We start from the raw sequence: 12455 nt of genomic DNA on the forward strand, positions 1-12455 counted from the left end.
TGTGGCGCTATGGATAGCGTTCACGGCACCGATGGCTGCTGCTGTGCCCAATCGTGTGGATCTGATCCAGCTGCCGCCTCCCGGCAGCGCAGTATCGGGCGCCTATAGCGGTGACACATTGAACCTCAACTTCCAGGACATAGGGCTGCGCGCTGCATTGCAGCAAATTGCCGACGTGGCGGGCCTCAATCTGGTGGTTGGCGACGACGTACAGGGCTCCATCACCCTGCGCCTCAAAGGCGTGCCCTGGGATCAGGCGCTGGACCTGGTGCTGCAAACCAAAGGCTTGGATAAGCGGATAAAGTCCGGTGTGTTGCTGGTGGCGCCCGCGGAGGAGTTGGCCGCTCGCGAGTTGCTCACGCTGGAGTCACGCAAGCAGATGGCCGACCTGGCACCGCTGCGCCGTGAGCTGCTGCAGGTCAACTATGCCAAGGCGTCAGACCTGGCCAAGCTGTTTCAGTCGGCGAACGGTCTTGAAGGCGCGACCGATGAGCGCGGTTCAGTGGCGGTGGATGACCGCACCAATAACATCATTGCCTACCAGACCGGCGAGCGTTTGGAAGAGTTGCGGCGGATCGTGGCGCAGTTGGACATCCCGGTGCGCCAGGTGATGATCGAGGCGCGGATTGTCGAGGCCAATGTTGATTACGACAAAAGTCTGGGCGCGCGCTGGGGTGGTCGGCTCAATCGAGGCAATTGGGCTGCCGGTGGTATCCAGGGGCCATTGCCTGACGGCGCTCAAGCGCCGGAAAACCTGGCCAGCTCGCCATTTGTCGACCTGGGTACGCTCACGGGGACGTCGGGCCTGGGCATTGCCTTTATCACCGATAACCTCCTGCTGGACCTGGAGCTGACGGCCATGGAGAAAACCGGCAATGGCGAAATCGTCTCGCAGCCGAAGGTGGTCACTTCCGACAAGGAAACCGCGCGGATTCTTAAGGGCACCGAAATTCCCTACCAGGAATCCACTTCCCAAGGTGCTACGTCGGTGTCGTTCAAAGAGGCCTCTCTGTCGTTGGAGGTCACGCCGCAAATTACCCCCGATGACCATGTGATCATGGAAGTGAAAGTCACCAAGGATGAGCCTGACTACCTCAACAAACTCAACGACGTACCGCCGATCAAGAAAAACGAGGTGAATGCCAAGGTGCTGGTCAGGGACGGCGAGACCATCGTCATCGGTGGGGTTTTCTCCAATACCCAAAGCAAAGTGGTAGATAAAGTGCCATTTTTCGGCGATGTGCCGTATCTTGGCCGCCTTTTCCGGCGCGATGTGCTGGCGGAGAAAAAATCCGAGCTGCTGGTATTCCTGACTCCGCGTATTATGAATAACCAGGCGATTGCTGTGAGTCGTTGATTCTGTGCGAAATTTGATTCTTGTAGGACCGATGGGGGCTGGAAAAAGCACCATCGGCCGTTTGCTGGCCAAAGAGCTGCGCCTGCCATTCAAAGATTCCGACAAGGAAATTGAATTGCGCACGGGTGCCAATATCCCATGGATCTTCGATAAGGAAGGCGAGCTGGGCTTTCGCGACCGCGAGCAGGCGATGATTGCCGAGCTGTGCGGCTGCGATGGTGTGGTATTGGCCACCGGCGGTGGCGCAGTAATGCGCGATGAAAACCGCCGGGCGCTGCATGCCGGTGGTCGGGTGGTCTATCTGCATGCGTCGGTCGAGCAGCAGGTGGGTCGTACCGCCCGCGATCGCAATCGTCCGTTGCTGCGCACGGCCAACCCGGAAAAAACCTTGCGGGACTTGCTCACGCTGCGCGATCCGCTGTATCGGGAAATCGCCGATCTGGTGGTGGAAACCGATGAGCGGCCGCCTCGGATGGTGGTCCTCGACATTCTTGAGCGCCTGCAACGGCTGCCACCCCGTTAAAGCCAGGCTCGAAATGCGCTATTCTCGGCGGCGCGTCATCACCCTGTGGGGTGTGGCGTAGAGCCATCAGGCAGCGTCAGATCTCGACGTTACCGGTCGTCAATACATCTTCAACGCGGGGACACATGCAGACACTTAAGGTCGATCTAGGCGAGCGCAGCTACCCGATCCATATTGGCGAAGGTCTGTTGGACCAGCCCGAATTGCTGGCACCGCACATTGCCGGGCGGCAAGTGGCGATCATCTCCAACGAAACGGTCGCGCCACTCTATCTTGAGCGTTTGAGCCGCAGCCTGGCGGCATACTCAGTGATCTCGGTGATTCTGCCCGATGGCGAAGCCCACAAGAACTGGGAAACCCTGCAACTGATCTTTGATGGCCTGCTGACCGCACGCCATGACCGCCGAACCACCGTGATTGCCCTGGGCGGCGGTGTGATCGGCGACATGGCCGGCTTCGCAGCGGCCTGCTACCAGCGTGGCGTGGACTTTATCCAGGTGCCGACCACCCTGTTGTCCCAGGTCGATTCGTCGGTGGGCGGCAAGACCGGCATCAACCACCCGCTGGGCAAGAACATGGTCGGCGCGTTCTACCAGCCTCAGGCCGTGCTGATCGACACCGCAACCCTCAACACCTTGCCGCCGCGCGAACTGTCGGCCGGACTGGCGGAAGTTATCAAGTACGGGCTGATTTGCGATGAGCCCTTCCTGGCCTGGCTGGAAGAACATGTGGACGCCCTGCGCGCCCTCGACCAGGTAGCGCTCACCGAAGCGATTTCCCGCTCCTGCGCCGCCAAGGCGTTGGTCGTGAATGCCGACGAGCGGGAGTCCGGCGTACGGGCCACCTTGAACCTGGGCCACACCTTCGGCCATGCGATCGAAACGCACATGGGCTATGGTGTGTGGTTGCATGGGGAGGCCGTAGCGGCTGGCACAGTGATGGCATTGGAGATGTCGCAGCGCCTGGGCTGGATCAGCGCCCAAGAGCGTGATCGCGGTATCCGCCTGTTCCAGCGCGCTGGTTTGCCGGTTATCCCGCCGGAAGAGATGACCGAGGCGGATTTCCTCGAACATATGGCGATAGACAAGAAAGTGATCGACGGTCGACTGCGACTGGTGCTGTTACGCCACATGGGCGAAGCGGTCGTGACCGACGATTATCCGAAAGAGATTTTACAGGCCACGCTGGGAGCGGATTACCGCGCCCTGGCCCAGCTTAAAGGTTAATAAGATCCCGATGACTAGTTTGCATGCCGACGAGGCGTTCCTCGGCCATTACCAGTTAAGCCACGACCCCTTTGCTCCACGGGTACCTGGTTTCAAATTTTTCCCCGCCCAGCGCAAGCCGGTGCTCGGGCAACTGCACCATCTCGCGCGCTACAGCCAATTACTGCTGGTTGTCACCGGCCCGTTGGGCAGTGGCAAGACCCTGCTGCGCCAGGCCCTGGTGGCCAGCACCAACAAACAGTCGGTACAGAGCGTGGTCGTCTCGGCCCGTGGTGCCGGTGATGCGGCGGGCGTGCTGCGCCAGGTTGCCCAGGCCCTGGATGTTTCCACTGCTGAGCCGAGCGCTATCCTCAAGCAGGTCGTGCAATTGGGCCTGACTGGCCAGGAAGTCTACCTGCTGGTGGATGACGCCGAGCAACTCGACGAATCCGCCCTGGAAGCGTTGCTGGCCTTGGCGGCGGGCACACCGGAAGGTCGCCCGCATGTGTTCCTGTTCGGTGAGTCGTCGTTGATCGCCGATCTGGAGCAGATCAGCGGTGATCAGGAGCTATTCCACGTCATCGAACTGCAGCCATACGAAGAGGAAGAAACCCGCGAATACCTGGCTCAACGCCTCGAAGGCGCAGGGCAGGGCATCGAACTTTTCTCCGCTGCGCAGATCTCTGATATTCACGAAAGCTCCGACGGCTGGCCTGGCACCATCAACCAGGTTGCCCGCGATGCCATGATCGAAGCCATGATTGCCAGCCGCTCTGCGGTCAAGCGTCCAAAGATGGGGTTCACTATGCCTAAGAAGCACGTATTGGCAATTTCCGCCGTTGTCGTGGTTGCCGTTGCCGCTGCCTGGTTGATTCCGGGTCGCAGTAAGGCACCGACCACTGCCGGCGCGCCAACCGAACAGGCGCAGTTGCCACTGGGCAAGCCCACACCCAACGTCGAGTTTGCCAACTCCGGTCAACCGACCAATCTGCCGATGGTTGGCCAGCCGGTGATGCGCGGCCCGCTCGCCGAAGAAGCCGGTGGCATCTCCGAAGGCGATGACGGCGTACCGGTGGAAGGCTCCAGTGCCACACCGCCGACCGTGACCACTACCGCGCCACCTGCGGGCGTGCCAGCCGGCCAGCCTGCTGCCAAGCCAACACCTGCGCCTGTGCCTGTGCCTACCGTCGCTACCGCCAAGCCTGCGCCGGTGACCAAGCCGGTCACGCCTGCGCCAGCCGCCAAGCCAGCTCCGGCAGTGGTTGCCAAGCCGGCTGAAAAACCAGCCGCCACCGTTGCCAAAGCTGGCGCCGCCGGCAGCAGCTGGTACAGCAGCCAGCCCACCGGCAACTTTGTGGTGCAAATCCTCGGCACCAGCTCCGAAGCCAACGCCCAGGCGTTCGTGAAAGAGCAGGGTGGCGAGTACCGTTATTTCAAGAAAGTCCTCAACGGCAAGCCTCTCTATGTGATCACCTACGGCAGTTTCCCAAGCCGTGCCGCAGCTGATTCCGCCATCAAAGCCTTGCCAGCGAAGGTTCAGGCTGGTAAACCTTGGCCTCGCACTGTTGCCAGCGTTCAACAAGAACTGGCGACAACTCGCTGAAGATCCGGCGGCCTTACCCAGGCCGCCCTCCCGGCACCTCAAAATTAAAACCGCAAGTGCGTGCAGCCTTCCAGGCCGCGCGCCTTGTGGTGTCTGCGTCACAGTAGCTTTTGAGTCGTAGCGGTCAGAATTAAAAAAGTTTTGACTAGCACAGCATATCGTTTTAAACCTTTCATAAATGCGACATAGATTTGCGACATTTCGTCGCTAAATTTGTGAGCGTTCGTGTCGGTGTGTACAATGACCTCCCTTTTGCCCCCGCTAAGCCGGCGTACGTTCGGCGTGGAAGGTAACCGGTTGAATTGAAAAGAAATTTGCCTCGGTATAAGAGGCAGCCTGGTGAGAAAGTGTCTATGAAAGCAGGTCTGTACCAACCCGATGAATTCAAGGATAACTGCGGTTTCGGCCTGATAGCCCATATGCAGGGCGAGCCCAGTCATACCCTTTTGCAAACGGCCATCGAGGCCCTGACCTGCATGACCCACCGCGGTGGGATCAACGCCGACGGCAAGACCGGTGACGGTTGCGGCTTGCTGATTCAAAAGCCCGACCTGTTCCTGCGCGCGGTCGCCAAAGAGCATTTTGCTGTCGACCTGCCCAAGCAGTACGCTGTGGGCATGGTGTTTTTCAACCAGGATCCGGTCAAAGCCGAAGCCGCTCGCGAAAACATGAATCGCGAGATCGTCGCTGCCGGCCTGCAGCTGGTCGGCTGGCGCAAAGTGCCGATCGACACCAGCGTACTCGGCCGCCTGGCTCTCGAGCGTCTGCCGCAGATCGAACAAGTGTTCATCGCAGGCGACGGCCTGAGCGACCAGGACATGGCGATCAAGCTGTTCACGTCCCGCCGTCGCTCGTCCGTGTCCAACGCGGCGGATGCTGACCACTACATCTGCAGCTTTTCCCACAAGACCATCATTTATAAAGGCCTGATGATGCCGGCGGACTTGACCGCCTTCTATCCAGACCTGAGCGATGAGCGCCTGCAAACCGCAATTTGCGTGTTCCACCAGCGCTTCTCCACCAATACCCTGCCGAAATGGCCGCTGGCCCAGCCATTCCGCTTCCTCGCCCACAACGGCGAGATCAACACCATCACCGGCAACCGCAACTGGGCCGTGGCCCGTCGCACCAAGTTCGCCAACGATCTGATGGACCTCGAAGAGCTCGGCCCGCTGGTCAATCGCGTGGGTTCCGACTCCTCCAGCATGGACAACATGCTCGAACTGATGGTCACCGGCGGCATCGACCTGTTCCGTGGCGTGCGCATGATCATTCCGCCTGCGTGGCAGAACGTCGAGACCATGGACCCCGATCTGCGGGCGTTCTATGAGTACAACTCGATGCACATGGAGCCGTGGGACGGCCCGGCCGGCGTGGTCATGACCGATGGTCGCTACGCGGTGTGCCTGCTCGACCGTAACGGTCTGCGCCCGGCACGTTGGGTCACCACCACCAACGGTTTCATTACCCTGGCGTCGGAAATCGGCGTGTGGGACTACAAGCCTGAAGACGTGATCGCCAAGGGCCGCGTAGGCCCTGGCCAGATCCTCGCCGTGGACACCGAAACCGGGCAGATCCTCGACACCGACGCCATCGACAACCGCTTGAAGTCCCGTCATCCGTACAAGCAATGGCTGCGCAAGAACGCCCTGCGCATCCAGGCGACCATGGAAGACAACGACCACGGTTCGGCTTTCTACGACATCGACCAGCTCAAGCAGTACATGAAGATGTACCAGGTCACGTTCGAAGAGCGCGACCAAGTGCTGCGTCCACTTGGCGAGCAAGGCTACGAGGCGGTCGGCTCCATGGGCGACGACACGCCGATGGCTGTGCTGTCCCAGCGTGTGCGCACGCCGTACGACTATTTCCGCCAGCAGTTCGCCCAGGTGACCAACCCACCGATCGACCCGCTGCGCGAAGCCATCGTGATGTCCCTGGAAGTCTGCCTCGGTGCCGAGCGCAACATCTTCCAGGAGTCGCCTGAGCACGCCTCCCGCGTAATCCTCAGTTCGCCGGTCGTGTCTCCAGCCAAGTGGCGTTCGCTGATGACCCTGGAACGCCCGGGTTTCGATCGCCAGATCATCGACCTGAACTACGACGAGAGCCTCGGCCTTGAAGCCGCTGTGCGCAACGTCGCCGACCAGGCCGAAGAAGCCGTGCGCGCCGGTCGTACCCAAATCGTGCTGACTGACCGCCATATCGCGCCAGGCAAGTTGCCGATCCACGCTTCGCTGGCCACCGGCGCGGTGCACCACCGCCTGACCGAAAAAGGCCTGCGCTGCGACTCCAACATCCTCGTGGAAACCGCCACCGCCCGCGACCCGCACCACTTTGCGGTGTTGATCGGCTTCGGCGCCTCGGCGGTGTACCCGTTCCTCGCCTATGAAGTGCTGGGTGACCTGATCCGCACCGGTGAAGTCCTGGGCGACCTCTACGAGGTGTTCAAGAACTACCGCAAGGGCATCACCAAGGGCCTGCTGAAGATCCTGTCGAAGATGGGCATCTCCACCGTCACGTCCTATCGTGGTGCGCAGTTGTTCGAAGCCATCGGCCTGTCGGAAGAAGTTTGCGAGCTGAGCTTCCGTGGCGTGCCGAGCCGCATCAAGGGTGCGCGTTTCGTCGACATCGAAGCCGAACAGAAAGCCCTGGCCGCCGAAGCCTGGAGCGCGCGCAAGCCGATCCAGCAAGGTGGCCTGCTCAAGTTTGTGCACGGTGGCGAATATCACGCCTACAACCCGGACGTGGTGAGCACCCTGCAAGCCGCCGTGCAGCAGGGCGACTACGCCAAGTTCAAGGAATACACCGCGTTGGTGGATAACCGCCCGGTGTCGATGATCCGTGACCTGTTCAAGGTGAAGACCTTGGACACGCCGCTGGCCATCAGCGAAATCGAACCGCTGGAATCGATCCTCAAGCGTTTCGACTCCGCGGGTATTTCCCTGGGCGCCTTGTCGCCTGAGGCCCACGAAGCCCTGGCCGAAGCCATGAACCGCCTGGGTGCGCGTTCCAACTCCGGCGAAGGCGGCGAAGACCCGGCGCGCTACGGCACCATCAAGAGCTCGAAAATCAAGCAGGTTGCCACTGGCCGTTTCGGCGTGACCCCGGAATACCTGGTCAACGCCGAAGTGCTGCAGATCAAGGTGGCCCAGGGCGCCAAGCCCGGTGAGGGCGGCCAACTGCCGGGCGGCAAGGTCAACGGCCTGATCGCCAAGCTGCGTTATGCGGTACCAGGCGTGACCCTGATTTCGCCACCGCCGCACCACGACATCTACTCGATTGAAGATTTGTCGCAGCTGATTTTCGACCTGAAACAAGTCAACCCGCAGGCGCTGGTCTCGGTGAAACTGGTCGCCGAAGCGGGCGTGGGCACCATCGCCGCCGGCGTGGCCAAGGCCTATGCCGACCTGATCACCATCTCCGGCTACGACGGCGGTACCGGCGCATCGCCGCTGACCTCGATCAAGTACGCCGGCGCGCCGTGGGAACTCGGCCTGGCCGAAACCCACCAGACCCTGCGCGGCAACGACTTGCGCGGCAAAGTGCGGGTGCAGACCGACGGTGGCCTGAAGACCGGCCTCGACGTGATCAAGGCCGCGATCCTCGGCGCCGAAAGCTTCGGCTTCGGCACCGCGCCGATGATCGCCCTGGGCTGCAAATACCTGCGCATCTGCCACCTGAACAACTGCGCCACCGGCGTCGCCACTCAGAACGAAAAACTGCGCAAGGATCACTACATCGGCACCGTCGACATGGTGGTGAACTTCTTCACCTACGTCGCCGAAGAAACCCGTGAGTGGCTGGCCAAGCTGGGCGTGCGTTCGCTGGAAGAGCTGATCGGTCGCACCGATCTGCTGGACATCCTCGAAGGCCAGACCGCCAAGCAACAGCACCTGGACCTGACGCCGTTGTTGGGCAGCGATCACATCCCTGCAGACAAGCCACAATTCTGCCAGGTGGATCGCAACCCGCCGTTCGACAAAGGCCTGCTGGCCGAGAAGATGGTCGAGATGGCTTCTTCTTCGATCAACGACGCCAGCGGTGGCGAATTCGCCCTGGATATCTGCAACTGCGACCGCTCCATCGGCGCACGCATCTCCGGCGAAATCGCACGCAAGCACGGCAACCAGGGCATGGCGAAAGCGCCAATCACCTTCCGCTTCAAAGGCACTGCGGGCCAGAGCTTTGGCGTCTGGAACGCCGGCGGCCTGCACATGTACCTGGAAGGCGACGCCAACGACTACGTAGGCAAGGGCATGACCGGCGGCAAGTTGGTCATCGTTCCGCCCAAAGGCAGCGTCTACAAGACCCAGGACAGTGCCATCATCGGCAACACCTGCTTGTACGGCGCCACCGGTGGCAAGCTGTTCGCCGCCGGTACGGCCGGTGAGCGTTTCGCCGTGCGTAACTCCGGTGCCCACACCGTGGTGGAAGGCACTGGCGATCACTGCTGTGAGTACATGACCGGGGGCTTTGTCGCGGTACTGGGCAAGACCGGTTACAACTTCGGCTCGGGCATGACCGGCGGTTTCGCCTACGTGCTCGACCAGGACAACACCTTCGTCGACAAGGTCAACCACGAGTTGGTCGAGATCCAGCGGATCAGCGGCGAAGCCATGGAATCCTACCGGAACCACTTGCAGCACGTGCTGGACGAGTACGTCGAGGAGACCGGCAGCGAATGGGGTCGTAACCTCGCCGAAAACCTCGATGATTACCTGCGTCGTTTCTGGCTGGTCAAGCCCAAGGCTGCCAACCTGAAATCGTTGCTTTCCAGCATCCGTGCCAACCCGCAGTGATATGCGCCTGAAGAGTTTGATGAGGTTTTAACATGGCTGAACGTCTGAATAACGACTTCCAGTTCATCGATGTCGGGCGCAAAGATCCGAAGAAGAAACTGTTGCGTCAACGCAAGAAAGAGTTCGTGGAAATCTACGAACCCTTCAAACCCCAGCACTCGGCCGACCAGGCCCACCGCTGTTTGGGTTGCGGTAACCCGTATTGCGAATGGAAGTGCCCGGTGCACAACTTCATTCCCAACTGGCTCAAGCTGGTGGCCGAGGGCAACATCCTCGCCGCCGCCGAGCTATCGCACCAGACCAACACCCTGCCGGAAGTCTGCGGCCGGGTGTGCCCGCAGGACCGTCTGTGCGAGGGTGCCTGCACCCTGAACGACGGCTTCGGCGCGGTAACCATCGGTTCGGTGGAGAAGTACATCACCGACACCGCGTTCGCCATGGGCTGGCGTCCGGACATGTCCAAGGTCAAGCCGACCGGCAAGCGTGTCGCGATCATCGGTGCGGGCCCGGCGGGCCTGGGCTGTGCCGACGTGCTGGTGCGTGGCGGCGTAACCCCGGTGGTGTTCGACAAGAACCCGGAAATCGGCGGCCTGCTGACCTTCGGCATCCCCGAGTTCAAGCTGGAGAAAACCGTACTGAGCAACCGTCGTGAAGTGTTCACCGGCATGGGCATCGAGTTCCGCCTGAACACCGAAATCGGCAAAGACGTGACCATGGAGCAACTGCTCGAAGAATACGATGCGGTGTTCATGGGCATGGGCACCTACACCTACATGAAAGGCGGTTTTGCCGGTGAGGATTTGCCGGGCGTGTATGACGCGCTCGACTTCCTGATCGCCAACGTCAACCGCAACCTGGGCTTTGAAAAGTCGCCGGAAGACTTCGTCGACATGAAAGGCAAGAAGGTCGTGGTACTTGGCGGTGGCGACACGGCGATGGACTGCAACCGTACGTCGATCCGCCAGGGCGCCAAGTCGGTGACCTGTGCGTATCGCCGTGACGAAGCCAACATGCCCGGCTCGCGCAAAGAGGTGAAGAACGCCAAGGAAGAGGGCGTGAAATTCCTCTACAACCGCCAGCCGATCGCCATCGTCGGTGAAGACCGTGTCGAAGGCGTGAAGGTGGTCGAGACCCGTCTCGGCGAACCGGACGCCCGTGGTCGTCGCAGCCCCGAGCCGATCCCGGGCTCCGAAGAGATCATTCCGGCCGATGCCGTGGTTATCGCCTTCGGTTTCCGTCCAAGCCCGGCGCCGTGGTTCGAGCAGTTCGAGATCCAGACCGACAGCCAGGGCCGTGTCGTGGCGCCGGAACAAGGCCAGTACAAACACCAGACCAGCAACCCGAAAATCTTCGCCGGTGGCGATATGGTGCGCGGGTCTGACCTGGTGGTAACGGCGATCTTCGAAGGCCGCAATGCCGCCGAAGGGATCCTGGACTACCTGCAAGTCTGACCCTGATCCCAGGTTGAAATGCGATCAAAATGTGGGAGGGGGCTTGCTCCCGATTGCGGTGGTTCAGTGACAGATACTGAGACTGACACACTGCAATCGGGGGCAAGCCCCCTCCCACATTGGTTTTGCAGCGCTTCTATGTCCGCGACAAATTGACCCGATAGACAAAAGGCACCGCTCTTGCCGTGCCTTTTGCGTCGCGCTCTGAGAAAATGCCCGCACTTTTTTTGCGGATGCCGACATGACTGCCCTCAAGAACGACCGTTTCCTTCGTGCCCTGCTCAAGCAACCCGTTGACGTCACTCCTGTGTGGATGATGCGTCAAGCCGGTCGCTACCTGCCGGAATACCGCGCCAGTCGCGCCCACGCCGGCGACTTCATGAGCCTGTGCATGAACCCGGAGTTCGCCTGCGAAGTCACGATGCAGCCACTGGACCGCTACCCGCAACTGGACGCGGCCATCCTCTTCTCCGATATCCTCACCATCCCTGATGCAATGGGCCAAGGCTTGTACTTCGAGACCGGCGAAGGCCCGCGCTTCAAGAAAGTCGTCAGCACCCTCGCCGATATCGAAGCCCTGCCGATCCCTGATCCACACAAAGACCTCGGCTACGTGATGGACGCCGTCAGCACCATCCGCCGCGAGCTGAACGGCCGTGTGCCGCTGATCGGCTTCTCCGGCAGCCCGTGGACCCTGGCCACCTACATGGTCGAAGGCGGCTCGTCGAAAGACTTCCGCAAGACCAAGGCCATGCTCTACGACAACCCGCAAGCCATGCACCTGCTGCTGGACAAGCTGGCCCAGTCGGTCACTTCCTACCTCAACGGCCAGATCTTGGCCGGCGCCCAAGCGGTACAGATCTTCGATACCTGGGGCGGCAACCTCTCGGCGGCGGCGTACCAGGAATTCTCCCTGGCCTACATGCGCAAGATCGTCAGCGGCCTGATCCGTGAGCACGAGGGCCGTAAAGTGCCGGTCATCATGTTCACCAAGGGCGGCGGCCTGTGGCTGGAAAGCATCGCCGACGCCGGCGCAGATGCATTGGGCCTGGACTGGACCTGCGACATTGGCGACGCCCGCCGTCGTGTCGGTGACAAGGTCGCGCTGCAAGGCAACATGGACCCGACCGTGCTGTACGCCAAGCCAGAAGCGATCCGCACTGAAGTCGGTCGCATCCTGGCCAGCTATGGCAAAGGCAGCGGCCACGTGTTCAACCTCGGCCATGGCATCACCCCGGAAGTGAACCCCGAGCATGCCGGCGCGTTCCTGCAAGCCGTGCATGAGTTGTCCGCGCAATACCACGAGTAATATTTTCGAGATTGCCACGTCACCCTCTTCATGAAGAGGGTGATGGTGACAGTTGTTACTGAGGATTTATTGCTTGAATACCTAACTTGCAAATGTTGCTTCGGTGCTCGCTAGTTTGTTTAATTTAAATAAGACTTGTGGGAAAGGTCTTATTTTTATGTGGCTGAATTCGATATTTAAGATGTTTCACCCTATATAATTCAACTAT

6 protein-coding genes and 1 pseudogene are annotated in these 12455 nt (G+C 60.7%); all 7 read left to right on the forward strand.

Features of this window, described 5'->3' with window-relative positions; all coding sequences use genetic code 11:
* Positions 1-100: 100 nt before the first annotated feature.
* Positions 101-1357: pseudogene (locus tag AD670_RS29750) on the forward strand (type IV pilus secretin PilQ); the annotation flags it as partial.
* A 4-nt stretch (positions 1358-1361) separates the two neighbouring features.
* Positions 1362-1880, forward strand: coding sequence for a shikimate kinase AroK (gene aroK, locus AD670_RS29755; RefSeq protein ID WP_010213757.1), 519 nt, complete (start codon positions 1362-1364; stop codon positions 1878-1880).
* A 125-nt stretch (positions 1881-2005) separates the two neighbouring features.
* Positions 2006-3106: a 3-dehydroquinate synthase gene (gene aroB, locus AD670_RS29760; RefSeq protein WP_027605004.1), complete on the forward strand. Its 1101-nt coding sequence runs from the start codon at positions 2006-2008 to the stop codon at positions 3104-3106.
* A 10-nt stretch (positions 3107-3116) separates the two neighbouring features.
* Positions 3117-4688, forward strand: coding sequence for an SPOR domain-containing protein (locus tag AD670_RS29765; RefSeq protein ID WP_053140567.1), 1572 nt, complete (start codon positions 3117-3119; stop codon positions 4686-4688).
* Between the two features lie 353 nt (positions 4689-5041).
* Positions 5042-9487 carry a glutamate synthase large subunit gene (gene gltB, locus AD670_RS29775; protein ID WP_053140571.1) on the forward strand — a complete coding sequence of 1482 codons (4446 nt, stop codon included), beginning with the start codon at positions 5042-5044 and terminating at the stop codon, positions 9485-9487.
* Between the two features lie 32 nt (positions 9488-9519).
* Positions 9520-10938 (forward strand): FAD-dependent oxidoreductase, encoded by a 1419-nt coding sequence (locus AD670_RS29780; RefSeq protein ID WP_053140574.1) that lies wholly within the window; start codon positions 9520-9522, stop codon positions 10936-10938.
* Between the two features lie 241 nt (positions 10939-11179).
* A complete protein-coding gene (hemE, locus tag AD670_RS29785) occupies positions 11180-12247 on the forward strand; it encodes a uroporphyrinogen decarboxylase (RefSeq protein ID WP_053140577.1) in 1068 nt (355 codons plus the stop codon).
* Positions 12248-12455: the final 208 nt, after the last annotated feature.

This window comes from Pseudomonas sp. MIACH, assembly GCF_001269925.1.
In the GTDB taxonomy this organism is placed as follows: Bacteria; Pseudomonadota; Gammaproteobacteria; order Pseudomonadales; family Pseudomonadaceae; genus Aquipseudomonas.

Bases quoted from the DNA above. Each gene is read 5' to 3' on its own strand.
- gltB (WP_053140571.1), top strand. From the start codon at position 5,042: ATGAAAGCAGGTCTGTACCAACCCGATGAATTCAAGGATAACTGCGGT.
- hemE (WP_053140577.1), top strand. From the start codon at position 11,180: ATGACTGCCCTCAAGAACGACCGTTTCCTTCGTGCCCTGCTCAAGCAA.
- AD670_RS29780 (WP_053140574.1), top strand. From the start codon at position 9,520: ATGGCTGAACGTCTGAATAACGACTTCCAGTTCATCGATGTCGGGCGC.
- AD670_RS29765 (WP_053140567.1), top strand. From the start codon at position 3,117: ATGACTAGTTTGCATGCCGACGAGGCGTTCCTCGGCCATTACCAGTTA.
- aroB (WP_027605004.1), top strand. From the start codon at position 2,006: ATGCAGACACTTAAGGTCGATCTAGGCGAGCGCAGCTACCCGATCCAT.